This is a genomic window from Acinetobacter baylyi DSM 14961 = CIP 107474 (assembly GCF_000368685.1).
GTDB classification, from domain to species: Bacteria; Pseudomonadota; Gammaproteobacteria; order Pseudomonadales; family Moraxellaceae; genus Acinetobacter; species Acinetobacter baylyi.
In genome coordinates this window covers 294,006-320,104 of record NZ_KB849628.1, presented here as the reverse complement: position 1 = coordinate 320,104, position 26,099 = coordinate 294,006, and the positions used below count along the sequence as shown (strand labels likewise).

At 40.4% G+C, this 26,099-nt stretch carries 21 protein-coding genes; 15 read left to right on the top strand and 6 right to left on the bottom strand.

The genetic code is table 11. From position 1 onward, the window contains the following. The first annotated feature begins 98 nt into the window (after positions 1-98). A complete protein-coding gene (mgtA, locus tag F952_RS10895) occupies positions 99-2,861 on the top strand; it encodes a magnesium-translocating P-type ATPase (protein ID WP_004927310.1) in 2,763 nt (920 codons plus the stop codon). 10 nt (positions 2,862-2,871) lie between these two features. Further along, a complete protein-coding gene (locus F952_RS10890; protein WP_004927307.1) occupies positions 2,872-3,591 on the top strand; it encodes an MgtC/SapB family protein in 720 nt (239 codons plus the stop codon). 28 nt (positions 3,592-3,619) lie between these two features. On the opposite strand, the gene F952_RS10885 is transcribed toward F952_RS10890, so the two are convergent. The 4 genes from F952_RS10885 to aceR all read right to left on the bottom strand — a co-directional run bounded on the left by F952_RS10885 (position 3,620) and on the right by aceR (position 7,586). Further along, positions 3,620-4,795 (bottom strand): benzoate/H(+) symporter BenE family transporter, encoded by a 1,176-nt coding sequence (locus F952_RS10885; RefSeq protein ID WP_004927304.1) that lies wholly within the window; start codon positions 4,793-4,795, stop codon positions 3,620-3,622. A gap of 111 nt (positions 4,796-4,906) precedes the next feature. Next, a complete protein-coding gene (gene leuE / locus F952_RS10880) occupies positions 4,907-5,557 on the bottom strand; it encodes a leucine efflux protein LeuE (protein WP_004927301.1) in 651 nt (216 codons plus the stop codon). A 73-nt stretch (positions 5,558-5,630) separates the two neighbouring features. After that, on the bottom strand, positions 5,631-6,620 hold the full coding sequence (gene tal / locus F952_RS10875; RefSeq protein WP_004927298.1) for a transaldolase: 990 nt from the start codon (positions 6,618-6,620) through the stop codon (positions 5,631-5,633). A gap of 72 nt (positions 6,621-6,692) precedes the next feature. Beyond that, entirely contained in the window at positions 6,693-7,586 is an 894-nt protein-coding gene (aceR, locus tag F952_RS10870) for an HTH-type transcriptional regulator AceR (RefSeq protein ID WP_004927294.1), read from the bottom strand. A gap of 87 nt (positions 7,587-7,673) precedes the next feature. Between aceR and aceI the strand changes: the two genes are divergently transcribed. Further along, on the top strand, positions 7,674-8,099 hold the full coding sequence (gene aceI, locus F952_RS10865) for a chlorhexidine efflux PACE transporter AceI (protein WP_004927292.1): 426 nt from the start codon (positions 7,674-7,676) through the stop codon (positions 8,097-8,099). Between the two features lie 48 nt (positions 8,100-8,147). Here the strand turns inward: aceI and F952_RS10860 are convergent, their stop codons facing one another. After that, positions 8,148-9,686 (bottom strand): acetyl-CoA C-acetyltransferase, encoded by a 1,539-nt coding sequence (locus F952_RS10860; RefSeq protein WP_004927289.1) that lies wholly within the window; start codon positions 9,684-9,686, stop codon positions 8,148-8,150. Between the two features lie 241 nt (positions 9,687-9,927). Here F952_RS10860 and F952_RS10855 point away from each other — a divergent pair, with 241 nt between their 5' ends. The 3 genes from F952_RS10855 (at position 9,928) to F952_RS10845 (ending at position 13,574) form a co-directional block, all read left to right on the top strand. Beyond that, a complete protein-coding gene (locus tag F952_RS10855) occupies positions 9,928-11,319 on the top strand; it encodes a 3-oxoacyl-ACP reductase (RefSeq protein WP_004927286.1) in 1,392 nt (463 codons plus the stop codon). 82 nt (positions 11,320-11,401) lie between these two features. Beyond that, entirely contained in the window at positions 11,402-12,256 is an 855-nt protein-coding gene (locus F952_RS10850; RefSeq protein ID WP_004927283.1) for a MaoC/PaaZ C-terminal domain-containing protein, read from the top strand. Between the two features lie 61 nt (positions 12,257-12,317). Further along, complete coding sequence (locus tag F952_RS10845; RefSeq protein WP_004927280.1) at positions 12,318-13,574, top strand: serine hydrolase domain-containing protein; 1,257 nt, start codon at positions 12,318-12,320, stop codon at positions 13,572-13,574. Here the strand turns inward: F952_RS10845 and F952_RS10840 are convergent. Next, the gene (locus tag F952_RS10840; RefSeq protein WP_004927278.1) at positions 13,571-14,167 is read right to left on the bottom strand and encodes a TetR family transcriptional regulator; all 597 of its coding nucleotides are present in this window, start codon (positions 14,165-14,167) and stop codon (positions 13,571-13,573) included. The two genes, F952_RS10845 and F952_RS10840, sit on opposite strands and share 4 nt — an antisense overlap. 112 nt (positions 14,168-14,279) lie before the next feature. On the opposite strand from F952_RS10840, the gene F952_RS10835 reads away from it, so the two are divergent. The 9 genes from F952_RS10835 to F952_RS10795 all read left to right on the top strand — a co-directional run bounded on the left by F952_RS10835 (position 14,280) and on the right by F952_RS10795 (position 26,066). Next, complete coding sequence (locus tag F952_RS10835) at positions 14,280-15,779, top strand: MFS transporter (RefSeq protein WP_004927276.1); 1,500 nt, start codon at positions 14,280-14,282, stop codon at positions 15,777-15,779. A 141-nt stretch (positions 15,780-15,920) separates the two neighbouring features. After that, on the top strand, positions 15,921-18,056 hold the full coding sequence (locus tag F952_RS10830; RefSeq protein WP_004927274.1) for a DNA polymerase III subunit gamma/tau: 2,136 nt from the start codon (positions 15,921-15,923) through the stop codon (positions 18,054-18,056). Between the two features lie 529 nt (positions 18,057-18,585). Then, a complete protein-coding gene (locus F952_RS10825) occupies positions 18,586-19,224 on the top strand; it encodes a vWA domain-containing protein (RefSeq protein ID WP_004927270.1) in 639 nt (212 codons plus the stop codon). A gap of 34 nt (positions 19,225-19,258) precedes the next feature. Beyond that, the gene (locus tag F952_RS10820) at positions 19,259-19,900 is read left to right on the top strand and encodes a TerD family protein (RefSeq protein WP_004927267.1); all 642 of its coding nucleotides are present in this window, start codon (positions 19,259-19,261) and stop codon (positions 19,898-19,900) included. Positions 19,901-19,937: 37 nt separating this feature from the next. Beyond that, positions 19,938-20,573, top strand: a complete 636-nt coding sequence (locus F952_RS10815) for a vWA domain-containing protein (RefSeq protein ID WP_004927265.1) — start codon at positions 19,938-19,940, stop codon at positions 20,571-20,573. Between the two features lie 33 nt (positions 20,574-20,606). After that, positions 20,607-21,665 carry a TerY-C metal binding domain-containing protein gene (locus F952_RS10810; protein WP_004927261.1) on the top strand — a complete coding sequence of 353 codons (1,059 nt, stop codon included), beginning with the start codon at positions 20,607-20,609 and terminating at the stop codon, positions 21,663-21,665. Positions 21,666-21,686: 21 nt separating this feature from the next. After that, positions 21,687-23,495 (top strand): PP2C family serine/threonine-protein phosphatase, encoded by a 1,809-nt coding sequence (locus F952_RS10805; RefSeq protein ID WP_004927259.1) that lies wholly within the window; start codon positions 21,687-21,689, stop codon positions 23,493-23,495. Further along, positions 23,488-25,017 carry a helix-hairpin-helix domain-containing protein gene (locus F952_RS10800; RefSeq protein WP_004927257.1) on the top strand — a complete coding sequence of 510 codons (1,530 nt, stop codon included), beginning with the start codon at positions 23,488-23,490 and terminating at the stop codon, positions 25,015-25,017. The genes F952_RS10805 and F952_RS10800 overlap by 8 nt, the downstream gene beginning before the upstream one ends. Continuing rightward, entirely contained in the window at positions 25,014-26,066 is a 1,053-nt protein-coding gene (locus F952_RS10795; RefSeq protein WP_004927256.1) for an ATP-grasp domain-containing protein, read from the top strand. Before F952_RS10800 ends, F952_RS10795 begins: the two co-directional genes overlap by 4 nt. Positions 26,067-26,099: the final 33 nt, after the last annotated feature.

The following is a 26,099-nucleotide window of genomic DNA, read 5'->3' as shown; positions in this document are numbered from 1 at the left end:
TTTATTCCTGCCTTAAATTTCAAAACATCTATTTTTTAGTCAACTTTATTTTACCCAATAAGGTATGGACTTCGTATGCCTGAAAAAGGAGATCTCCCATGAAATATGATCTATGGCAACGTCTATTTACTCGATTCTTAGAAACATTTCATCTCAAACGTTTTTTTGAGCGTCATCGTTCTTTTAAAGAAATGCATCAATCTAGCTATGCCAAAGAGATTGGTCAGACTTTATCTCAACAGCTTAAAGTCCATGCTCAAATGGAAACTGGTGAGCTTTTAGAAAAATTACACACTGAACAAGATGGTTTAACAGAAGCGCAAGCCTACCTGCAACAACAAACATGTGGTTTAAATGAGGTTGCTCAGGAAAAACCGCTCACGTGGTGGCAGCATTTATGGTATTGCTATCGTAACCCGTTTAATGTGCTGCTGAGCCTTCTAGCACTTGTTGCATTTCTGACAGATGATTTGACAGGTGGAATGATCATCACGGTCATGGTTTTACTGTCAACTTTGCTTCGTTATTGGCAGGAGTCTAAATCGAATAAGGCTGCTGAGGCACTCAAAGCCATGGTCACCAATACGGCCATGGTGTTACGCCAAAAGGTCAGCACTCAAGATCAGATTTTATTCAAGCAACGCTATGGCGTCGAAGTTAAGCAGTTAAAGAGTACACAATTTGAAATGCCAATTCAGTATCTTGTGCCTGGCGATATCATCTTGCTTTCAGCTGGCGACATGATTCCAGCAGATTGTCGTATTTTAACTGCAAAAGATTTATTCGTTTCGCAGGCAGCAATGACAGGAGAGTCCATGCCTGTTGAGAAATTTGCGATTCCAAACACATCAGATATCGATTCGCCTTTAGAACTTGATAATTTACTGTTTATGGGAACTAACATTGTTTCTGGAACAGCACGTGCAGTTGTGATTAGTACCGGCATTCAAACCTATTTTGGTGCGCTGGCTCATCGCGTGACTGCAACAGATCATGCAGTCACTTCTTTCCAGTTGGGTGTCAATAAAGTCAGTTGGTTATTGATTCGCTTTATGTTGGTCATGGCACCAGTCGTCTTGTTGATCAATGGTTTTACCAAAGGTGATTGGGGTGAGGCGGTATTATTTGCTTTATCTGTTGCTGTAGGTTTAACGCCCGAAATGCTGCCAATGATTGTGACTTCAACACTGGCAAAAGGAGCAGTTTTTTTATCGCGTAAAAAAGTCATTGTGAAACGACTGGATGCAATCCAAAACTTTGGTGCGATGGATGTACTTTGTACAGATAAAACTGGAACATTGACGCAGGATAAAATTTTTCTATCACATCATGTCGATGTGTTAGGAAAAAAATCGCATGCAGTCTTGATGCAAGCCTTCTTAAACAGTTATTACCAGACAGGGCTTAAAAACTTGCTGGATGTTGCTGTGCTTGAAGCGGTTGATCAGGACATGAAGTTTGAAAAGCTACGCTTTAAAAAGCTGGATGAAGTGCCTTTTGATTTTGAACGCCGCAGGATGTCTGTCGTGGTACGCACTCCACAGTGCCAAGTACGCATGGTGACCAAAGGAGCAGTCGAAGAAATTTTAAAAGTATGTACTCGTGTCGAGTTGCAAGGCGAGATCAAAGCACTCACTGCTGATTTGCGCCGTGATATAGAAGCGATTACGCAGAATTATAACCGTGAAGGGTTGCGCGTTGTTGCGGTCGCATATGGTGACTTTAATACTGTACAAGAAAATTTTTCTGTGGCAGATGAAAATGATCTGATTCTCATTGGTTATCTTACTTTCTTAGATCCACCAAAAGAATCAGCTCGACCTGCCATCCAGCAACTGCATGCACATGGTGTATCTGTCAAAGTATTGACTGGCGATAATGAGTTCGTTACACAAAAAATATGTTATGAAATTGGTATTGCGCATGACAAGGTGTTGCTTGGTGGAGAAATCGAAAATTTGTCTGATGAACAACTTAAAGATGCGGTTGAACAGCACACTATTTTTGCAAAGCTGAGCCCTATTCATAAAGAACGTATTGTCGATCAGCTCAAAGCCAATGGTCATGTTGTCGGCTTTTTGGGTGATGGAATTAACGATGCTGCCGCAATACGTTCTGCAGATATTGGTATCTCTGTCGATTCGGCAGTTGATATTGCCAAAGAGTCTGCCGATCTGATTTTACTTGAAAAGAGTTTGATGGTACTTGAAAACGGTGTGCTTGAAGGACGTCGGACATTTGCCAATATGCTCAAATATATCAAAATGACCGCCAGTTCAAATTTTGGTAATGTTTTTTCAGTATTGGTAGCCAGTGCATTTATTCCATTTTTACCGATGCTCCCGATTCATCTACTGGTGCAAAACTTACTTTATGATGTATCTCAAATTGCAATTCCGTTCGATCATGTCGATGAAGAACAACTTGAAAAACCGCAACGCTGGCAGCCTTCCGAGGTAGGGCGGTTTATGGTGGTGTTTGGTCCAATCAGCTCTATTTTTGATATTTTGACGTTTTGTTTAATGTGGTTTGTGTTTCACGCCAATACGCCAGAACATCAAACCTTGTTTCAATCTGGCTGGTTTGTGGTTGGGCTGCTCACTCAAACGATGGTTGTACATATGATTCGGACGAAGAAAATTCCATTTATTCAAAGTTGTGCAGCTACACCATTATTGGTGATGACTGTGGTGATTTGTGCAATTGGGATATTTTTACCTATGGGGCCGTTTGCAAATTACTTTAAACTTGAAGCGTTATCTTGGACTTACTTCTTATATCTACCTTTTATTTTGTTTGCCTATATGTGTTTGACTCAATGGGTTAAGCGTATGTATATCCGTCGTTACGGATGGCAATAAGAGCAATATGATGACTTTACAAGTTTTACAAAATACCAGTTTGTCCAATATGGCTGATACCTTGATTAGCTTGGCAGTTGCATTTATTTTAGGCGGATTGATTGGCTTTGAGCGACAATATCGGCAGCGTACAGCTGGATTACGTACCAATGTGCTGGTTGCCCTTGGTGCAGCAATTTTTGTTGATATTGCGAATAACCTTTCAGGTGCGGATGGGGCTGTTCGTGTTATCGCTTATGTCGTATCTGGCATTGGTTTTCTTGGCGCAGGTGTGATTATGCGCCAAGAAGGCAACATCCATGGTTTAAATACAGCAGCAACACTTTGGTGTTCTGCTGCTATTGGTGCTGCGGCGGGCTCAGATCAAATTGTAGAAGCGGTAGTTGCAACAGCATTTATTCTGGCTGCCAATACATTGCTTCGGCCTTTGGTCAATATGATTGATCGCCAACCGCTTGATGCAGAATCTGAAGTGACGCATATCATTTATTTAGTTGCCAATAAGGCTCATCGTAAACTGGTGATGTATAAATTGACTGAGATCCTGCAGCATTTTAATTATCCATTAAAGGATTTGGATGTGGAGCCATTTGGTGACAATGATATTGAAATTGAAGCAACACTCATTGCGACCTCGATTGATCCAGTTGAAATGAATGAAATCATTACACAGATCAATCAGGTACCCCAAGTACAGCAAGCTTATTGGGATAAAAATACGATGGCTTAGGCATCGTATTTTTGATGACAAGTAGGAATTAAGATTTTTTAAATTTTGTTTTGAGAACCATTGAAACAATCACACCGACGATCAGCCCCCAGAAGGCCGATCCAATTCCAAAGAATTGAATACCTGATGCACTACATAAAAATGTAAGTAAAGCAGCTTCTCGATCAGTTGGTTCTTGAAAGGCAATTGCAATGTTATGGCTGATCGTGCCGAAAAGAGCGATTCCTGCAAGCGCCACGATAAATAAAGAAGGAAACGACATCAGTAAACTGGTCAGGGTGGCAGCAAATAATCCCATTAATATATAAAAGAAACCACAACTGATCCCTGCGATATAACGCTTGGCAGGATCGGGGTGCACCTGATCATCCAGACTTACGGCGGCGCTAATCGCTGCGATATTAACTGTATAACAGCCAAAAGGTGCCAAAAGAGTCTGGGTGGCACCCGTCCATCCTATAAGCTGATTAACATTTGGGTTATAACCATAGCTTTTGATCATGGCAATACCAGGTAAATACTGAGATGCCATATTAATGACAAAAAGAGGTAAAGCCAGCCCTAGAATTGCAGATCCTGTAAAGTGAGGCGTAATCCACTCAGGTTTCGCCAATTCCCAATGTAACGTAGGTAGATGAAACTCCATAAAAAATGGACAAATCATCACGCCAGCAATTACGGTAATCACAATGCAATAACGTGGCCATAAGCGTTTAGATACGATATAAACTGCCAATAGGCTAATAATAAATTGCCAATGATCTTGCATGTTGCCAAAAATAGCGATTCCAAACTTGAGCAAAACACCAGCAAGCATGGCACTGGTAAGACTCTGGGGAATATAAGCAAGCGCTTTTTGAAACACACCGAAAAAACCCAATAGCGCCGTGAGTAGCCCACAGAGCAAAAAAGCCCCAATGGCTTCATGTAAACTATAGCCACTTCCCGTTGCAATAATTAAAGCCAAACCTGCTGTAGACCAAGATGTTGCAACAGGATATTTGAATTTCCATGACAAAATCAGACCCGATAATCCTATTCCGATTCCTAGTGCCCAAAACCATGATGTAATCTGTGGAGTATTGGCCCCTAAAATCTGTGCTGCCTGAATGACCAGAACTGATGAAACACTTATTCCTATCAGGAAGGTGACAAATCCAGCAAATGCAGCAGGAAGGGTGAAATCACGAATAAATTTTTGCATGATTTGGCTTTTTCGTTATGAAGGTTAAAGAAAATGAAAGAATAAATGAGATATTTAAGCGTTCAAAATTGTATTCCAATCTGATAATGTTTTAAACAAATAGTCAAAAAATTATAAGCTGGAAGTGGCGAGTTTTAAGCCAAACCCAAAAAATAGAAATCCAACCAAGCAAATACTCATTGCGGAAATCTTATGTCTGGTTTTAAAAAAACTCGAAAGTTTTACGCCAGAGAAAATAAGTGTAGTTAAATAACCAAAACTAATACATTGCAATATCAGCGCAAGTGAAACAAAGCTCAGCGCAGGATATGGATATACAGGATCAACGAATTGCACAAAAAAAGATAAAAAAAACAGGATTGCTTTAGGGTTTAGTAAGCTAATGCCTAAAGCAGTTCGATAAGGATGAATTTGATCAAGTTGTGGTAGGTCTGCCATTTCGATATCTTGGGCTGGTGCATTGTTCCAGCGAATATAACTCGCATATAAAAGTTTAAATCCAAGATAGGAAAGATAAAGTGCCCCCACAATTTTTAAGGTTGTAAAGATCCAGGGGAAGGTATTCATCAGCGATGCAGCACCTAAAACTGTGGCAATTATTAAAATGCTATCGCCTGTAAAAACCCCGAACGCGCCACGATAACCTGTTCTAATACCGTAGCGAGAGGCAATCGACATCACATAAATCGAATTTGGGCCTGGTAACAACACAATTAACAAAGTACCAACGATGTAAGTTGTTAGATCTGTTATGCCAAACACAAGAATTTACTCAAGAAAAAACCGATTTCTGTACTATAACAAAAATCGGTTTATATATGTGAACATTCAAATATTACGGTTGGATTTCTGCATCAATTCCGTAAGATTGCCTAAGCAATGTACTCAACTGTTCGCGAGCTTTAATAAAACCGTCGATGCCACTCTGTAATAGCTGAAAAGCCATGAGGTCATGTTCCAGCTCGTCTTTAAAGCTTTGCTCAGTTTGAGCAGCTCTATGAATAATCTCGGCTTGTTTGGCTTCTTCGATGGTCAAGGTTGCTTCAACAGTGCGGTGATCTTGTTCAAGCTCAGACAGCAGTGCAGGTGAGATGGTCAATAAATCGCTTCCTGCCAAACCAAGAACCTGATCGATACTACGGAAACTTGCACCCATGACTTGTGTTGGGGTACCTTGTTGTTTGTAGTAAGTAAAGATTTTCTTGACCGATACCACACCTGGGTCTTTCTCGATAGGATAATGATCAACATTTTCTGCTTTTTTGTACCAGTCGAGGATACGCCCTACAAATGGTGAGATCAGGGTAACTTTGGCATCTGCACACGCCTGAGCTTGATGTAAGCCGAACAGCAAAGTCAAGTTACATGGAATACCTTCAGCTTCAAGTACTTTTGCAGCCTGAATCCCTTGCCATGTTGACGCAATTTTAATCAAAATTCGAGATTGATCAATACCATATTCTTTGTATAGTTTCGATAGTTCGCGTGCTTTTTCAATTGTTGCCTCTGTATTGTAAGATAAAGAAGCATCAACTTCTGTTGAAACCCGTCCCTGAATAAGCTTTAAAATTTCAACCCCAAATTTGACGGTTAAAATATCAATTGTGCGTTCGATCAGTAGGTCATTTTCATAACCTTCCTGATGTGCCTGATTAAAAGCATCTTCAATGAGCGCTTTATTTTCAGGAATGCTGGCAGCTGCCGTAATTAATGAAGGATTTGTGGTTGCATCTAATGGGAGAAATTTACGAATAGCTTCAATATCACTACTGTCAGCAACTACAGTCGTCAATTTTTTTAGTTGATCAAGCGCAGATTGAGTCATTTTTTTAACGTCTTTATATAAAATAAGGATGTCATTAGTTATAGCATAATCTAGCTGGAACCCAAGCGTAATTTAAGTGTTTGGTTGTTTTCTCTGCATCTGTAAGTGATTGATAAGAAATAGTGCCGCTGCTCCAAGATTACTCTCACGACTCCATACCAAATCAATAAAGTATTCAAGTTTTGGAGTGAAATCCAATACATTTAAAACTTTCAATTGTTTAGATAGTTTTGGATTTTGATTAAACATTTCAGCGGGTAACACGCCCCAACCTAGACCACCCAAGATCATCATGCATGCTGAATGATGGTTATCGGTACGCCAATAATGTCTGGAAAATAGTAACTCTGGTTTTATATTGTTGTCACGACTCGCAACAACAATTTGTCTGGCTTGAAGCAAATGCTTGAAATTGACCTGATCAAGCTGTGCTAAAAAATGGTCATTTGCAGCAACGGTAAGTAAAGCTTCCTTCTTAATTTCAACAAACTGCTCGCGATGATCGAGTTGCTCACGCTCAAACATCCATGCGAGTTGTGCACTTTGGTCTAACAACATGCTTAAAGCATCTTCTTGAGGGGCCGACATAATATTGATGTGTAGGCTAGGAAATTTTTGCTCCACCAAACGAATATAATCTACCCAGTTTGTATGTAATAACTCCGAAACAATAACAATATTTAAAGAAGATTCTAGCCCCGTACTCAAGGCGTAGGCTTGTTGTTTCCATTGATTCATCTCGATAAGCAATTGGGCTGTTTTTTCGTGGAGTACCGTGGCTTGAGCAGTGGGTACTGGTTCACGGCCTTTACGTTCAAAAAGCTTGAGATCGAGATCAATTTCAAGATTGGCAATAGACATGCTAACAGCCGAAGGGACTTTTCCCAGCTTTCGTGCTGCAGCGGAGAAAGAGCCTGTTTCCATAACAGTCTGAAAAATTATGAGTTGTTCTTGATTAATATTCATCTATCAAAAATTTTGAAAGAACCTAATTAGATTTATCAGTATTATAAAAATAAAATGCATCTTATCCAAATAAAAGAGTGTTTTAAAATGTTGATTTCCAAAAGGCGGATGATTCATGCGCTTAGCTATGAAGTGATCCTGTTGGTTATCATAGCAATTGCGTTAAGTTTTATTTTTGATGTTCCTTTGGAAGTCACAGGTACGCTAGGTATCGTTATGGCTGTGACTTCTGTATTCTGGAACATGATCTTTAATCATTTTTTTGAAAAATTCGAGCGTAAGCATCAGCTTGAAAGGACAGTGAAAATTCGTATCTTGCATGCGATTGGATTTGAAGGCGGGCTTATGCTTGTCACTATTCCTATGGTTGCTTATGCAATGAACATGAGTCTTTGGCAAGCGATCGTTCTAGATTTTGGTCTAACCATGTGTATTTTGGTGTACACCTTTATTTTCCAGTGGTGTTATGACACGATTGAAAAACGTTTAGGTTATACGCCGCGTCATTCATAAAAAACAGCGCTTTGAAAGCGCTGTTTTTTATTTTCAGAACTGAATAACTTATTTTTCTACAATCGCGACAACGCCTTGACCACCAGCGGCACAGATCGAAACCAGAATACGACCTGAACCTTTTGCATTCAGGATTTTGGCAGCAGTGGCAAGAATACGACCGCCAGTTGCAGCAAAAGGATGACCCGCAGCAAGAGATGAGCCATAAATATTAAGTTTTGAGCGATCAATCGCACCTAAAGGTGCATCTAAACCTAGGCGCTCTTTACAGAATTTAGGATCTTCCCAGGCCTTAAGTGTAGCAAGCACTTGCGATGCAAAAGCTTCATGGATTTCATAATAATCAAAATCCTGTAATTTAAGGCCAGCGCGCTCAAGCATACGAGGAACCGCATACGCTGGAGCCATGAGTAAGCCTTCTTTTTTACCAACAAAGTCGACAGCCGCGGTTTCAGAGAAACTTAAATAAGCCAGAACCTCATGACCATTCGCTTTTGCCCATTCTTCAGATGCAAGGAGTACAACTGATGCACCATCAGTGAGTGGAGTCGAGTTGCCAGCAGTCATTGTTGCATTTTCGCCTTTACCAAATACAGGCTTAAGCTTGGCAAGTTTTTCGACTGAAGAATCAGGACGTAAATTGTTATCCCGTTCTAGTCCCATAAAAGGTGTAATCAAATCATTGAAGAAACCTTCTTCGTAGGCTTTTGCCATTTTGTGGTGAGAAGAAGCAGCCAGTTCATCTTGTTCTTTACGACCAATATTCCACTCAAGTGCGGTAATTGCAGCATGATCACCCATTGAAAGCCCAGTACGTGGTTCGCCATTTTTAGGCGCATCCATCAGGTCTTTAAGATTAATTTTTGTTAATGCTTTTAAACGGTCTTTACCTGTTTTGGCAATATTCAACTCAAGTAATGCTTTACGCAGACCGTCACCAAAAGCAATCGGGGCATCAGATGTGGTATCTACACCACCTGCTATACCTACATCAATTTGACCTAGTGCAATTTTATTCGCAACGGCAAACGCTGCTTGTAAACCTGTTCCACAAGCCTGTTGTAAGTCATAAGCTGGGGTTTCAGGAGCAAGTTTGGTGTTTAAAACACACTCGCGAGTCATATTAAAATCACGGCTGTGTTTAAGCACAGCGCCAGCAACAACTTCGCCAAGACGTTTGTCTTGTAAATTATAACGCTCAACCAGTCCATTCAGTGCTGCGGTGAGCATATCCATGTTTGAGGCTTTAAAATACGCACCATTAGAACGGGCAAACGGAATACGATTACCACCAATGATGGCGACACGACGAGTAGTATTTTGACTCATGTTTTTATCCTGTTGAACAGAAGGTTGAGTTTTGGCTGGAGTATTGGCTTTGACAGTTGAAGTTTTACTGGCTGCTGTCGTTTTTGTACGTGTAGTGGTACTACGGGTACGTGGTGATTTTGCGGCAGTTGTAGCTGTAGATTTGGGGGTACCTGAAGCTGTACTTTTTGTAGTACGGGGTGTACGCTTTGATGTATTTGACACTTTATCCTCAGTGTTATTGTCAACTGAAGGATTATCTTGAGTTGGTTTACTCATAAGGCTTTTCCAAGCATGTTTATGATGTTATTAACGGTACATTAACATAATTAAAATAGACCTGTATTGACTAGAATGACATTCTAGATTGTATTCAGGTCAACACATATCCAGATTAACTCAAGTATTATTTTATTCAATCCACATGACTATCGAGCTAACACCTTTACAACATAAATCTGTTGAATGCGTGGCTTGACAACATGTTCAAAACATTAATTTGCATTAAGAGATGATTAAGATGATTGATCAATACCAAGCATTTACACAATCCCCAATCGGAAAGTTTGTTGTTAAAAATTTGGGCTTACCATCACCAGTGGTATTAGATCGTTTTGAAAGTGGTCAGCCAGTAATTAAAGGCGCTGTACTGATGGGTGCAGCACCATCAAGTTCACTTACATCTGGGATTGCACAGGTGTTAAGTAATATTCATGCAGATAGCTATGCGGGTAATAATGCTGAGATTCAACAAGCGGCTGCTCAGGTGGGCTTGAATTTACGTGCATTTAACTCTGGCGATAAAGAATCCAAATTCAAGGCAGTTGTTTTTGATGCTTCTGGTATTCAAAACTCAGAACAACTTGATGAGCTATATAAATTTTTTAATCCGATTGTTCGTCAGATTGAAAGCTCTGGTCGTGTCATTGTTTTAGGAACCAGTCCTGAATCTGCTAAAACAGTCAAACAGGCAATTGCCCAGCGTGCGCTTGAAGGTTTTATCAAGTCTGTAGGTAAAGAGTTTAAAAAAGGGATTACAGCGCAAGTCGTTTATGTTGATGAAGGGGCAGTCAATAATATTGAGTCGACATTAAGATTTTTATTATCACCTCGTTCGGCTTATGTCTCTGGGCAGGTGATTCGTGTATCCAAAGCAGAAGTCGTTCAAGTGGATTGGGATAAGCCTCTTGCGGGTAAAACGGCATTGGTCACTGGTGCAAGTCGTGGTATTGGAGAAGCGATTGCACATGTTTTGGCACGTGATGGCGCGCATGTAATTTGTCTGGATGTACCTCAACAACAGGTAGATCTTGACCGTGTTGCATCAGAGATTGGTGGTTCGGCTTTAGGTCTTGATATTACGGCTGCCGATGCAGGTGAGAAGATTAAAGCTGCTGCAGCAAAACAAGGTGGTCTGGATATCATTGTGCATAATGCAGGTATTACCCGTGACAAAACTTTGGCAAATATGAAGTCTGAGCTTTGGGATCTTGTCATCAATATTAACTTGAGCGCTGCTGAACGCATTAATGATTACTTGCTTGCCAATGATGGTTTAAATACCAATGGTCGAATTGTTTGTGTATCTTCAATTAGTGGTATTGCAGGCAATCTTGGTCAAACCAATTACGCCGTGTCGAAAGCAGGTGTAATTGGTCTGGTTAAATTTACTGCGCCAATCCTTAAAAATGGTATTACGATTAATGCTGTTGCGCCAGGTTTCATTGAAACGCAAATGACAGCCGCGATTCCTTTTGCAATTCGTGAAGCGGGGCGTCGTATGAATTCAATGAATCAGGGTGGCTTGCCTGTAGATGTTGCTGAAACGATTTCTTGGTTTGCTGCAACAGGATCTACGGGTATCAATGGAAATGTAGTGCGAGTTTGTGGACAAAGTCTACTTGGTGCATGATACTGATCAACAAAGGGATGTGATAAGACATCCCTTTTGTTTTTAAATGAAACAACAATAGATTTTAATTAGAAGGTTCGTTATGAATACTCGTCATTTTAGTCAACTTCCAAAACCTTATCTGGCTTATCCAAAAGTCATTCAAGGTTTGGTTTTTAAAAAGCCAAAAGGTTCAAAAATATTACCTCAAGTTGAATATGTAGTAGATTCATTTCAGATCGATCAGCAACATTTACGTGATTATAATGAAGTGTGTGGTTTTCAGAATGATGGTTTTATTCCTGCAATCTATCTGGCTGTACTTTCTCAAAGTCTGCAAATGCATATGATGACCACAGAGGCCTTTCCGTTTCCTGTACTAGGGTTGGTCCATATCCGTAATCAGATTAAGCAGATTCGTAAAATTGCTGTCAATGAAACATTGACACTTTCATGTCAATTTGGTGAGCTAAAACCTCATGATAAAGGGCTACAATTTGATTTCATCACAACAGCGAAAGTTGGCAATGATATCGTGATGGAGGGAATAACCACTTATTTATCACGCCAGAAAACTGAACAAGTTTCAGCAGAGAAGCCAAAGGAAAATAAAACACCAGATTATCAGGTTCAACAAGTTTGGGATGTCGCTGAAAATACTGGACGCCGTTATGCCAAAACTTCAGGCGACTATAACTTGATTCACATTCATGCGATTACAGCCAAAGCATTTGGTTTTAAGCAAGCGATTGCACACGGGATGTGGAGTAAGGCGAAAGCATTGGCAAATATTGTATTGCCAGATGCATATGAAGCGGATGTATGGTTTAAATTGCCAATGTACTTGCCATCTAAAGTAGAATTTTTGACTGCTGAACAATCTAAAGAAACAGATTTTCTGATTCGTAATGCAAAATCACAGAAACCACACGTTTCTGGCGTGGTAAAAGCACTATAAATAAAAATCTTTAAAGCCCGATTCGTTGGGCTTTTTTACATAAAACAAAAAAGGAACGCATATGAACGCTTTAACGGAAGTCTTATTTGGTGATACGCGTAACTATCATGGCTCCGTAGATGAGCGATTTATAGATTTGGCCGAGCAATTCAGTCGTTTGCAGGATGCAAGAACTGAGCAGGGTGGCGCTGTACTTGTGGTTTATTTTCAAGGGCAAAAAGTGCTTGATATTTTTACAGGAAAAAAATCAGAAACAGAACAATGGAATGATCAAACCCTGTCAGTTTGTTATTCTACAGGCAAAGGTGTATTGGCGACACTGGCCCATATTTTGGTGAGTGACGGCTTGATTGAATATGATGTGCCTATTGCACATTACTGGCCCGAATTTGCACAACATCAAAAACAAAAGATGACGCTAAGACATATTTTAAGTCATCAAAGCGGTTTATATGATATTCGAAATATTATTAAAGATGCGCGTGAAATGCTGGACTGGCAGCATATGTTAGAAGTATTTGAAACGACCTCACCTCGATTTGATATTGGTCAGAGCAATGCTTATCAGGCACTGACATTCGGTTGGCTGGTTGGAGGAGTGTTAGAGAAAGCGACGGGTCGCCATTTATCCGAGCTGATGCAGACGTATTTAGTACAACCTTTACAATTGGATGGTGCTTATTTTGGTGTACCAAGTTCGGAGTTGTCTCGAGTAGCAAGGCTTATTACGACAAGGAATGAAGCCAAAGCAGATCAGCAACAACCCAAAGCTAAAAAGACCCATCAACCTTCATTCAAAGACAAATTGATTGCTTGGACAGGGCAGGATCCTCAAGATTTTCAAGATGCGATGATTCCCAAAGGAATGCGTAATTTTAGTTTTTTTAGTGATGAAGGCTTGCAGGCCGTGATTCCTGCTGCAAATGGCGTTTTTACTGCAAATAGCCTAAGCAAAATCTATGCGATGCTGGCAAAGCAAGGACAATGGAACGGAAAGGTCATCATTAAACCTGAAATATTTCAGGAGCTTTCCAAGATTCAAAGTTTTTCCCGAGACAAAGTCATGCCCATCCCGATGCATTGGCGTCTAGGTTATCATCGTATTATTACTCTGGGAAAACGTGCCAAACATGGCTTTGGGCATATTGGCTATAACGGCTCTGGTGCATGGTGCGATCCTGAACGCGATTTGAGCTTTGCATATACACATAATTTTCAAATTGGGTCGATCACAGGCGATTATCGGCTTTGGGGGTTAACTCAAGAGACTTTGCGATGTGCAGACCAGATTATAAAAGGAGGTAAAGGTTGGTTCTAACGCGTTTTAGGTCTCAACTCCATATCTAGCATGATCTCGACATGATGTTTGAAAGAATGCGCGTCGAGACCATTTAAACCGAGTTGATAAATACCTTCCATGCCGCACACAAAAGCGATGAGTCGCCATGCGATGTCTTTAATTGGACTGTGTAAAGGAAGCGAAAACTCGTGATTTTCCATTCCTTGCTCAATTGCATTCACCAACGTGCTATGCCAACGTTCCATCGTGATATTGTAAGCTCTTTTAATCTCGATATCCTGATCAATCAATACTTCAGCTTCATTCCATAATCGAAGATAAGGTTGTGTCTGCTCCAGATTTTCAAAACCGAGTAGTAACGATAATCTTTCAAAACTGTTAGATGTTTGCATTTGTTTTTCAACTTCAGTGAGTTGATCCATCAGTTCGATAAATACTTCTGCTTTTAAATGAGAGCTGGATTGAAAATGATGATGCACTTGTCCTGTAGAGACTTGCGCCTCTGTAGCAATACGCCTTACCGTCAAACCATTCAATCCGTCTTGTAAAGCAACTTCTTTAGCTGCATCAATAATCATGGCACGACGCTGTTCACGATTTAGATAGTTCATTATCAGTCTACCTCAATTACAGAAGACATATTAAACAAAGTTGGACATCTGTTCAAGTTTGAATATAATGTCCTCAACTTGAACAAGTGTCCAACTTTAATTTGGGTGTGTTATGTACCGTAAATGGATGGTCTTGGCGATCATCGTTTTAATCTATTTACCAGTTTCAATTGATGCGACTGTTTTGCATGTCGCTATTCCGACATTGAGTGCTTCACTTTCTTTAAGTGCAAACCAAATGTTGTGGGTGATTGATATTTATTCATTGGTCATGGCTGGTTTAATATTGCCCATGGGAGCACTTGGTGACCGAATAGGATTTAAGCGTTTAATGCTGGTTGGAGCCAGTATTTTTGGAGGCGCTTCATTCATGGCGGCATTTGCAAATTCAGCCTTGCTCTTGATTATTGCCCGAGCATTTTTAGGATTGGGTGCAGCCATGATATTGCCCGCAACACTAGCAGGGCTACGTCATACTTTTCTGGATGAAAAACAACGTAATTATGCACTTGGAATATGGGGAACTGTGGGCGGTGGTGGTGCAGCTTTTGGTCCGTTACTGGGTGGATTTATTCTTGAACATTTTTCATGGGGAACCGTGTTTTTGATTAATGTTCCCATTATTTTAGTGGTGATTGTTTTAACTGCTTGGATTGTGCCTCAACAAAAATCTGATCGTCAGCAAGCATTGAATTTAACGCAAGCTTTGGTATTGGTCACTGCAATTCTATTGGTGACTTATGCAATTAAAACCGCCATGCATGATTTTAGTATCATGATGATTTTGTTATTTATTGTTGGATTGGGAATGTTGATTGGATTTGTACGACATCAACTGACAAGCACAAGTCCTATGATTGATTTTAATTTATTTAAGCATCCTGTGATTTCCACCAGTATCATTATGGCGATGGTCGCAATGATTGCACTTGTCGGTTTTGAGTTATTGCTGTCACAGGAATTGCAGTTTGTTTATGGATATACGCCTTTAGAAGCAGGCTTGTTTATTTTACCGTTTATGATTGCAATCAGTATTGGTGGGCCATTTGCCAGTTTTTTGATGAACCGTTTTGGATTAAAACCCGTTGCAACTTTGGGTATGCTGATGTGTGCTGTAAGCTTTTTTGGGTTGGCAACCACCCATTTTGATACACAGCATTTACAGGCATGGTCGTGGATGGCAATCATGGGGGTAAGTGTTGAAATTGCGTTGTTATCTTCAACAGCAGCCATTATGTCTGCGGTTCCTCCACACAAAGCGACAGCAGCGGGAGCAATTGAAGGAATGGCTTATGAGCTCGGCGCAGGATTGGGAATTGCTATATTTGGATTACTGTTGTCATTTTTCTATGCAAGATCAATACTGGTTCCAACTCATTTACCCTCAGATTTGATTGGAACAGCAAGTTCTTCGGTAGGAGAGGCGGTTCAGCTCAGTCGCCAATTAGATCCCTCACTGGCGCATCATCTGCTAGATGCAGCATCCATCGCCTTTACACAGTCTCATAGTGTTGTGCTGGGTATTGCGGGATCAATGTTTCTGATTCTATCTGTATTTGTCTGGTGGGCATTGTCAAATCAAACAGATGGGAATAGACGTAAATCGGTATAGCTGGTAATGCAAAAGCAATAAAAACTGTTTTGGATGTAGCTAAAATGGTTGTGTTTAAGACAACCTGAAAATGATCATGTGCTTATTCATTCACTAATCATCAAAAAGACAGTATGCTTATGCGGGTAACAAGGAGCATTCATGTATCAAGTATTGGCAAGAAAATATCGACCACGAAATTTTATTGAGCTGGTTGGGCAAAATCATGTATCAAGAGCACTGACCAGTGCATTGGAACGTGGTCGTTTGCATCATGCCTATTTGTTTACAGGAACACGCGGTGTTGGTAAAACGACCATTGCCCGTATTTTGGCGAAATGTCTAAATTGTGAGACAGGAATTACCTCAACGCCGTGTGAAGTTTGTGCAACCTGTAAAGCTGTGAATGAAGGTCGCTTTATTGATTTAATTGAGATTGATGCAGCTTCACGAACCAAAGTCGAAGATACACGCGAGTTATTAGACAATGTACCTTATGCACCCACCCAAGGTCGCTTTAAAGTCTATCTGATCGATGAAGTACATATGCTTTCGACGCACTCATTCAATGCGTTACTCAAAACGCTTGAAGAGCCGCCTGAGCATGTTAAGTTTTTGTTTGCCACCACCGATCCGCAAAAGCTTCCGATCACGGTAATATCTCGTTGTTTACAATTTACCTTGCGCCCACTTGCTGTAGATGAAATCACTTCTCATCTAACGACTATTTTAGCTAAAGAGCAAATAGAAGCGGATAAAGACGCGATTTGGCAGATTGCTGAATCGGCTCAAGGTTCTTTGCGTGATGCTTTGTCTTTGACAGATCAGGCGATTGCCTATGGACAAGGGGCAGTCCATCATCAAGATGTTAAAGAAATGCTAGGTCTGATTGATCGAACCATTATTTATGATTTGATTTTAGCGATTCATCAAAATCAGACTGCCAGAGTCAGTCAATTGTTGATGCAATTTCGTCAGCAGGCCTTAGATGTATCTCTGGTACTTGATCAATTGATTTCAACCTTGCATGAGCTGGCACTATTACAATATCTGCCTGAACTCAGCTTAAAATATAGCGAAGAAATCAATCAAAAAATTCTTAAGTTAGCAAAGATCGTTTCTGCTCAGGATTTACAGCTTTATTATCAGATCGCCTGTAAAGGTCGTTCTGAATTACAGCTGTCAGTGACTCAAGAGCAAGGTTTTGAAATGTGCGTGCTTAGATTGTTGGCATTTCGACCTCTTTCAATTGATGAGGTAACAGTACATGCATCTTCTCAACCGTCAGAATTACAAATCAATCAACTTCCGCCTGCTGCTGATTCAGAAACGGACTCATCCTCTCGTTCAGAACTTCAACACACAAACAATCGTATTGAACCCGATTTGGAGGGAAGTGTCGTTATTTCTGTCATTTCTCAAGAGGCCGAATCTTTTGAAGCAGAACAGGTTGTAAATCATACTACAGATGATTGCCAGACTGCTAAGACTCGTCAGAATAAAGATGTTTCCTCAGCAGTAGTTGAAGCCGAGCAAGAAAATATCCTGGTTTTTAATGCCAATTCAGATGATATTGTCGGAATTGAACAAAACAAGACTGCTGTTGTTTTAGCGGCTCAAGATATGCCATTTTTTCCTGTCGAGGAAGAAAGACAAATTGCTAATCATCAACATATCGCTTTGCCTGCGGAGCGAGTTGAGCAAGCTGACACTTACCAGCCTGAACCTCATCAAGTTACTCAACCTATATCTGACAGCTCTTCAGAAGAGAGTTCTTTGGACGCATTAGCTGATGATGAAAGTACACCATTAATTGATCTTTCTATTGATACCAATGAACATAAAGTTCAAGTTACATCTGCCGCAAATGATCTTGAAGTCATGCCTCAGGATATTCTTAAGCTTGCAGAGCAAGAGCTAGAAGGTGAGTGGACACTAGAAAAATGGGAATACTGGTTTAGAACGAGTCAACTTTCACCTGCCGTTCAGGAGTTGGCTCAATATGGATTAATGTCTGGAAATATTGATGGCATATGTACTTTTAATATTCCTCAACAATATGAGGGAATGTTGTCACAGCTCCAACATGCACTTGAATCTGAGGTTAAATCGCGCTGGCCGAATACACAATTTACGGTGAAATATGGAAAAGTAAATGAAATTACGCCTTATATCAAACAAATAGAGCGTAAAGAAAAGGCTTTCCAGCGTGCGATTGATTTGCTTCAGCAAAATCCTGTGGTCAAAGACTTATTAAATACTTTTGATGGTCAATTACAGAATATTCAATTGAAGTAAATACTATTATTTTTAGAATAGGCTTACGGGCCTATTTTTGTAAATATTTAATTAAAATCTGTGTTTAATATAGGGGTATTCCAATCAATTAACAGCTAGGGTGTGTTCATAAACATTAGCGATTGTATCGACATCGACCAAGCATGAAAAATCATCTAAAAAACTGACCATAAACAAGATTTATATTTATACAAGAGTTTAAAGTGAGTATTGGACATCATACAAATTTTTCTAGATGGGTTTTTGTTTAAGCTACTGATTTTAAATATTTTTAAAGGTTTATGTATCTCTTTAGAGTACCTATAGGCTTGTATGTTTCTCGCTCCAAAGAATAGTTATAAATTAATTCATATTTGGATTTGGTATATTTTTATTTATAAGATGAAAAATAAATTATTTTTTTAAAAAATTAAATTGAAATTTGATGTCAAAAAAACTATACAGTTCGGTCTATTTTAATATGGTTCAGTAAAGAAAAATATGGTAAAAATGATACGACTATTAATAATATAAATTATGGAAAAAAATAATGCGTCGCTTACCAGTTTATTTATTACTTGATACCTCAGGCTCTATGCATGGTGAACCTATAGAAGCTGTAAAAAATGGGGTACAAATTTTACTTTCGACTTTACGTCAAGATCCTTATGCGCTGGAAACGGCTTATTTATCTTTAATTAGTTTTGATAGCCAAGCCAAACAGTTAGTCCCTTTAACTGAGTTGGCTGTTTTCCAGGCGCCAGATTTGCAGGTCACAGGGACTACTGCATTGGGTGGTGCTTTGGCACTGTTAGCCGATAAAATTGAACAGGAAGTAGCAAAAACCACAGTTGATGTCAAAGGCGATTGGAAACCATTAATTTTCATTATGACTGATGGGGTACCCACAGATGATTGGCGAAAGGGTTTGCAGCGTTTACAACAAGTGAAGACAGGAGTAATCGTGGCCTGTGCAGCGGGACATGGCGCCGATACTTCAATTTTAAAACAAATCACTGAAGTAGTTGTTGAGTTGGCAACGGCAGATTCAAATACAATTAAAGCATTCTTTAAGTGGGTCTCTGCAAGTATTTCAACAGGCAGCCAGAAAGTGGATGCAGGACAAAAAGAAGTCTCGGGTTTAGGCGATTTACCACCACCACCGCCTGAAGTTAACATCGTACTATAAAAGTAAAACAAAGATTAAATAAGAGGATAAAACCATGGCAGTGAGTTTAAATAAAGGTCAAGGAATTAGTTTAAGTAAAACTGAAAATAATTTATCTCAAGTAACGATTGGTTTAGGCTGGGATATTCAGGAACAGAAAAAAGGTTTTCTGGGTGGATTATTTGGTGGTAATAGCGCTGAATATGATCTGGATGTGATTGCATTCCTTGTGGGGAGTAATGGCAAGGTTAATAATCTGGGGCGGGATGCGCACGGTAATGCCACTTTAGAAAATAGTGATGTTATCTTTTTTAATAATCAAAAGCATTCTTCTGGACATATCTGGTTAACGGGTGATAATCGTACTGGGGCGGGTGATGGCGATGATGAACAAATTATCGTGAAGCTCAATGACCTAGGGCAACAATACCAAAAAGTCGTTTTTGTAGTACAAATTTATAAGGCTACTGAAAATAATCAACATTTTGGTCAAGTCAAAAATGCATTTATTCGTGCAGTCGATGCAACTGGTAAAGAAATGGTGCGTTTCGATTTGTCGGGCACTGGACAATATGATCAACAGCGCTCATTACTCTTTGCTGAACTTGTTCGTGAATCGACAGGATGGAAATTTAATGCCGTAGGACAGGCATCCCAATCTGATTCATTTGTAGAATGGTTAAAACAATACGCTTAAAAATTTAATTTTCGGCTAAAAACAGGTTTAGAACAACATGCGCCGTTTACCCGTTTATATTTTATTAGATACTTCAGGATCGATGCGAGGTGAGCCAATTCATTCTGTGAATGTTGGCTTGCAGTCTATGTTGAGTGCATTGCGCCAAGACCCTTATGCATTGGAGAGTGTGCATTTAAGCATTATTACCTTTGATCTAGAGGCGAAGGTTTATTTGCCTTTAACACCTTTGGATCAAGTACAGCTTGCCAATATCGATGTGCCGAGTGCAGGCGCAACTTTTATGGGCGCTGCACTTGAGTTGCTGGCTGAGCAAGTTGCTCAGCATTTACAAAAAAGTACGGATGAAGTTAAAGGCGATTGGCGTCCATTATTATTTGTAATGACCGATGGTTCTCCTTCAGATGTCTATGCTTACCAGCAGGCGATTCCTGTCATACAGCAGTTAAATTTTGCCAGTATTGTTGCTTGTGCCGCTGGGCCCAAAGCCAAACAGGAACATCTCCTGCAACTTACCGATAAAGTGGTGGTATTGGATACCATGGATGCGGCCTCTTTTGCAGGATTCTTTAAGTGGGTGTCTGCCAGTGTCGTGGTGGGAAGTAGTAGTGCGGGGATTTCAGGCTCTGTTTCATTGCCGCCGCCGCCGCCAGAAGTGCAATTGGTGTTGTAAATAAAATAAAGACACATTAAGGATAATTAGAAGATGCGCCGTTTACCTGTTTTTTTCGTATTGGATTGTTCTGAGTCGATGGCGGGACAAAATATTCAACAGATGCAACAAGGCATCCAGTTGATTATGCAAAAATTACGTCAAGATCCATATGCCCTGGAAACCGTCTATGTTTCTGTTATTGCCTTTGCAGGGATTGTTCGAACCTTAGTTCCGTTGGTTGAAGTGTTTGCTTATTATTCCACGAAATTACCTTTGGGTGGTGGAACACATTTAGGTAAAGCTTTAGAACATTTGATGAATGAATTTGATCGTCATTTGATGAAAACAACGGAAGAAACCAAAGGGGATTGGAAGCCAATCGCATATTTATTTACAGATGGTCGTCCGACCGATGAATGTAAAGATGCGATTTACCGTTGGCAAAAGAAATATGCACGACGCTGTACGTTGATTGCATTAGGAATGGGTAAAAACGTTGATTATGCAACGCTCAAGCAATTAACAGAGCACTGTATTGCTTTTGATGAGTTGAATGAAAAAGACTTTAAAAAGTTTTTCCAATGGATTAGTGCTTCTGTGGTTGCACAAAGTAAAAGTATTGGGGATGGGCAGCAGCAAGATCATTTACCGCCAATCGATGAGCGTTATATGCGTCTGGTCAAGGATTTACCTGCCAAGAAAACCTTGGTGGATGAAAACTGTGTCACTTTTGTGGGGCGCTGTGGCAAACTGAATCGACCTTATTTAATGAAATTTGAACGTGAAATTCAGTATCAAGCACCTCAAGATTTAAATATCAACCTGAATTTATATCATTTTCAATTAACCGAATGCTGCAAAATTGATGAGGATTATTTTACCTGGTCTGATCAAACCCAACATCAGCAGCAGGTCAATACCACGCTATTACAAGGTACTCCAGAATGTCCACACTGTTTGGCTGAAACGGCTTTTGCCATGTGTGGTTGTGGCCAATTGATGTGTTATGACGGTTTTAGCGAGGACGTGACTTGCCCATGGTGTCGTCGCCAAGTCAGTTTTGATTATGGTGGAATGGACGGCTTCAATGTGCAACGAGGACGTGGTTAACAATTGGATCTAGGAAAAGCTATGTCGCAAACTTTGACTCCTGACGTTCAGACCGCTTTTTTAAATACATTAAAGCAACTGTTACAAGATCAAACTCAACAGAACGCTCTTTTACTGGATAGTGATTCTTTTGATCACTTACTGAAAAATAAAAAAATTTATAATGCCTATCATGATTTGGCTGAACAGATTTATGAGCTCATGGGCTTTCAATTAGAACAGTCATCAGCGTTTCAGCATTCTTTATTACAGCACATCTTGGAGCAGGGTCGCTTGCCAATTTATGCTTCTATCAGCGCTGGGCTTGATCGTACTGAACCTAATCAACAGCGATTCGATCAAATCCAAATGACACTTATTTCAAGCACGGAGGCTGATGGATTGGAGTCGGTGGATCAGCTTGATTTTCTAGATGAGCTTTATTCTTCTCCTATTGAAGCAGCAACTGAACCATCTTTTATAAATGATGGCTTTACTGCTGGGCCACTCTCGACAACGTCTTTGGTATTAATGAGTTCTACCGCAAATATCGACTCCAATAATACCGACCACAATCAGAATAATCCCTCAGGAAAGCAAAATCATGAGGTGAAAATGGTGAAAAAAATGCCTCATTTTCAGATACCCAATGCGCGTGTTGGGCAAGACTATCAAGCACGTATCCAAATGCAATATCCAGTCAAAGAGGACGTGCTGATTTGCTCTGAATCGATCAAAATTCCAGAAGACTTAGGCATCGTATTTGATGATCAAGCACAACAATTACAGGGCATACCGCTACAAGCAGGTGAATTTAAACTGGCATTCCAGTATAAAAACAACGAAGCCACACAAGCATGGTCTTCGGGTGAGGTGACCTTTATTATTACCGCTGATCCGCGTAGTTTGTGGCAGGTCAATGAACCTGATATCAATGCACCTTATCAGAAAGCACATAGTGACCATCAACTTATTGAAACTGAGTATTTTAACCTCGCGGCCTGTAGCCAGCGTGGACGCTCACATGAACACGCAGGCACTTTTCGTGACGATGACTTTCTGATTGCTCGTGTTGCAGAGACCGATTGGTCAATATTGATTGTTGCAGACGGCGCTGGCAGTGCCAGTTATTCTCGACAAGGTTCTTTACTTGCGGTGCAAAGCGCAGCCAAAACGCTGACGGATTACCTCGAACAGCATCATCCGCATCTGGATCGCTTATTGCAGCAATGGCAAGTTGGCAGTGACGATGAAATGACCAAGTCTGTTGCACAGCAAATCTATAAAGATTTTCACGATACTTTCTATAAAACAGCTCAAGCGGCCATTGAAGCTATTGAACAGGAAGCCGAGTTAAAGCAGGTTGCAGCCAAGGCGTATGCCACGACCTTATTGGTGGCTGTGGTTAAACAGTGTGAGCAAAAAACCTTTATTAGTACTTTCTGGGTGGGTGATGGCGCCATTGCTGTATATGCCAAAGATAAAGTGCGTTTAATGGGTAAGCCTGATGGTGGCGAGTTTGCTGGACAAACCCGTTTCTTAGATCGCAGTTTTGCACAGCAGTTTGCTAGTCGCGTCAATATTGGCTATTACGATGATTGTGAAGCTGTGATTTTAATGACAGATGGTATTTCCGATCCACGCTTTGAAACGGATGCGGGACTCGCGAACCATGAAAAATGGCAAGCATTATGGCAAGAAATTGAACCACAGTTGCAACAGCCACGCCCAGATCAGGCTTTATTGGAATGGTCAAAGTTCTTTAGTGCAGGTCATCATGATGATCGTACTTTGGCGATTTTATGGAATAAGCCTGTGAGTGTGAATGTAGAGGGTCTTGCCCATGACTAAGATTATCCAATGCCAAACTTTAGATGGTCGGCCAGTTGCATTCGTTGATGAAGTTATTGGCTCAGGAGCAATGAAAGATGTCTATTTTTCGCCTGATAAATCTTATGTGGTGTGCTTTTTTAGTAAAGAAAAAAACCATTTCTATCAGTCACATGCTGAGCTGGAAAGACAGAAGGATCGCTTAAAGGAAATTGTTGGCAATAAATGGCAGGGTATTTTCAACAGTGCAGGGGGTGATTACTGGAAAAATGTGTTTTGCTGGCCTGATGGTTTAATTGAATATAATGGTTTATTGGGGATTACCGCGCCCACTTACCAAAAACAGTTTTTCTTTGAACATGGGTCTAAAAATAATGACTTTTTAGGTATCAAGGGTAAGGAAAAAGAAGGGAAATGGTTTGCCAGTGCCAATAACCAAAATCGGTTTTTAGATGAAAAAGAAAAAGGTAATTTCGCGAATTATCTAAAAATTTGTATTTTGATTGCCCGTGCTGTGCGTCGTATGCACGCAGCAGGTTTGGCGCATTCAGATTTATCCTATAAGAATATTTTGATTGATCCTGTAACTGGCAGTGCCTGTGTAATTGATGTGGATGGTTTGGTCGTACCTGGCAAATATCCGCCTGATGTGGTCGGAACGCCTGATTTTATTGCACCTGAAGTGGTAAAAACCAATCATTTAAAAAAAGATGACCCACAGCGAAATCTCCCCAATATCATGACCGATCGCCACGCTTTGGCTGTATTGATCTACATGTATTTGCTATATCGGCATCCGTTGCGTGGTGGCAAAGTTCATGATGTGAATGATCCGCAGCGCGATGAAAACCTGGCAATGGGTGAGAATGCCCTATTTATTGAGCATCCAACAGACACAAGTAATCGGGTAAAAGTCAGTCAGGTACGTCCAAGTGCTTTACCGTGGGCCGATCCAGAAAAAATTCCATTCACCGTGACAGGTCCTTATTTAAAGGAACTATTTTTACAAAGCTTTGTGGCAGGTTTGCACCAACCGCAGCAGCGGCCTTCAGCCAATGATTGGGAAACCGCTTTGGTTAAAACGGTGGATTTGATTCAGCCATGCTTAAATAGTGATTGCGGTCAAAAATGGTATGTATTTGATAATACAATAAAACCCGTATGTCCATTTTGTGGCACAGCCTTTAAAGGCAAGCTACCTGTACTGAACCTCTATTCGGCACGCCGAGAAGGCAGTTTTAGACCCGATAATCACCGTTTAATGGTGTGGACAGGGCAGTCACTTTACCCGTGGCATGTCAATAATCTGATTGCACCGAACGAGCGTCTAACAGCAGAACAAACCAAACGTGTTGGCTATTTTGTTTTTCACCAAAATCAGTGGTGGCTGGTGAACGAAAATCTGCCTGATCTCATGGATGTGGCAACTAAAACAACCATTCCAATTGGCGAAAAAATCGAATTGCTGGATGGAAAACAAATTTTACTTTCACGTCAAGATGGAGGTCGCTTAGTGGTGGTGCAAATAGTGGAATGTATATGACGCAAATAGTGAATGATCTTGCTCAGATGGACATCGCAGAAAACTCGATCGGGATTTGGTTTACCCAAGCGCATTCTTGTCAACGTGATTTAATTTTGGCAGCAAAAAATGCGCCTTTTAATCTCCCAATTCATGTGGTGGCATCACATGCAGACGATCGTCCTGAAATTACCTCTGTTGCCGATATTGCTTTACAAGAACCGCCTTTCTCAGAGCGAGTGGAATGGGTTTTACAGCAGGCGCAGCGCTTAAATGTCAAATTGATTATTGCTGGACATCATGCTGCAATTTATCTAGCCGAAAAACATCGCTTTGAACAATTGGGCATTCGCCTCATGGCGGGTTGTGATACGCTTGATCAAATCGAGCAACTAAATGATAAATCCCTGTTTACTCAAATCTGTTTGAATCACAGCTTAGCGGTTGCACCAGCAACCATTGTTGAAAATGCCGAGCAATTACAAGATGCATATCATGACTGGCGACAAAAAGGTGAGGTGTGTGTCAAGCCTGCCAAAGGAGTTTTTGCTTCAGGGTTTTGGCATTTAGATCCTAGCGCAAACTCATTTGATGTATTTGCAAATAGCATGAGATTCAAGGCACATCCTGAAAGTTTTATTGAGAGTTATCGACAGTTAGAAAAGCCGCCTGTGTATTTGGTCATGCCATTTCTATCTGGATTGGAGTGCTCAGTCGATATGTTGTGCATACATGGCCAGGTACATGGTGCGATTGCACGCTATAAGCAAAAAAATGGTTGTCAAAACTTAACTTTTGAAGATCCTGCGATTGAACTGGCGTATCAGGTCGCTGCATTATTTGGTTGTGACGGGCTAGTGAATATGCAGGCTCGATATAATGATCAACAGCAATTGTATATCTTGGAGGTAAACTCTCGACCATCGGGGGGCATTGCACATACTTTCATGAGTGGTGTGAATTTAGTTCATTTGGCAATTGCGCACACACTACAGCTTCATTATCAGCCCAAAAAGACCGAAGGTTCACTCATTGTCCGCAGCATAAGTCAGAGTATTTGTGTAATATAAACACCATTATGTATATTATTTTAAATTAGATTT

What these genes read in the sequence shown, in the direction of transcription:
- F952_RS10885 (WP_004927304.1), bottom strand. Translation starts at nt 4,795, where the DNA reads ATGCAAAAATTTATTCGTGATTTCACCCTTCCTGCTGCATTTGCTGGA.
- F952_RS10825 (WP_004927270.1), top strand. Translation starts at nt 18,586, where the DNA reads ATGCGTCGCTTACCAGTTTATTTATTACTTGATACCTCAGGCTCTATG.
- mgtA (WP_004927310.1), top strand. Translation starts at nt 99, where the DNA reads ATGAAATATGATCTATGGCAACGTCTATTTACTCGATTCTTAGAAACA.
- aceI (WP_004927292.1), top strand. Translation starts at nt 7,674, where the DNA reads ATGTTGATTTCCAAAAGGCGGATGATTCATGCGCTTAGCTATGAAGTG.
- aceR (WP_004927294.1), bottom strand. Translation starts at nt 7,586, where the DNA reads ATGAATATTAATCAAGAACAACTCATAATTTTTCAGACTGTTATGGAA.
- F952_RS10810 (WP_004927261.1), top strand. Translation starts at nt 20,607, where the DNA reads ATGCGCCGTTTACCTGTTTTTTTCGTATTGGATTGTTCTGAGTCGATG.
- tal (WP_004927298.1), bottom strand. Translation starts at nt 6,620, where the DNA reads ATGACTCAATCTGCGCTTGATCAACTAAAAAAATTGACGACTGTAGTT.
- F952_RS10800 (WP_004927257.1), top strand. Translation starts at nt 23,488, where the DNA reads ATGACTAAGATTATCCAATGCCAAACTTTAGATGGTCGGCCAGTTGCA.
- F952_RS10855 (WP_004927286.1), top strand. Translation starts at nt 9,928, where the DNA reads ATGATTGATCAATACCAAGCATTTACACAATCCCCAATCGGAAAGTTT.
- F952_RS10890 (WP_004927307.1), top strand. Translation starts at nt 2,872, where the DNA reads ATGACTTTACAAGTTTTACAAAATACCAGTTTGTCCAATATGGCTGAT.
- F952_RS10850 (WP_004927283.1), top strand. Translation starts at nt 11,402, where the DNA reads ATGAATACTCGTCATTTTAGTCAACTTCCAAAACCTTATCTGGCTTAT.
- F952_RS10820 (WP_004927267.1), top strand. Translation starts at nt 19,259, where the DNA reads ATGGCAGTGAGTTTAAATAAAGGTCAAGGAATTAGTTTAAGTAAAACT.
- F952_RS10805 (WP_004927259.1), top strand. Translation starts at nt 21,687, where the DNA reads ATGTCGCAAACTTTGACTCCTGACGTTCAGACCGCTTTTTTAAATACA.
- F952_RS10835 (WP_004927276.1), top strand. Translation starts at nt 14,280, where the DNA reads ATGTACCGTAAATGGATGGTCTTGGCGATCATCGTTTTAATCTATTTA.
- F952_RS10860 (WP_004927289.1), bottom strand. Translation starts at nt 9,686, where the DNA reads ATGAGTAAACCAACTCAAGATAATCCTTCAGTTGACAATAACACTGAG.
- F952_RS10830 (WP_004927274.1), top strand. Translation starts at nt 15,921, where the DNA reads ATGTATCAAGTATTGGCAAGAAAATATCGACCACGAAATTTTATTGAG.
- F952_RS10840 (WP_004927278.1), bottom strand. Translation starts at nt 14,167, where the DNA reads ATGAACTATCTAAATCGTGAACAGCGTCGTGCCATGATTATTGATGCA.
- F952_RS10845 (WP_004927280.1), top strand. Translation starts at nt 12,318, where the DNA reads ATGAACGCTTTAACGGAAGTCTTATTTGGTGATACGCGTAACTATCAT.
- F952_RS10815 (WP_004927265.1), top strand. Translation starts at nt 19,938, where the DNA reads ATGCGCCGTTTACCCGTTTATATTTTATTAGATACTTCAGGATCGATG.
- F952_RS10795 (WP_004927256.1), top strand. Translation starts at nt 25,014, where the DNA reads ATGACGCAAATAGTGAATGATCTTGCTCAGATGGACATCGCAGAAAAC.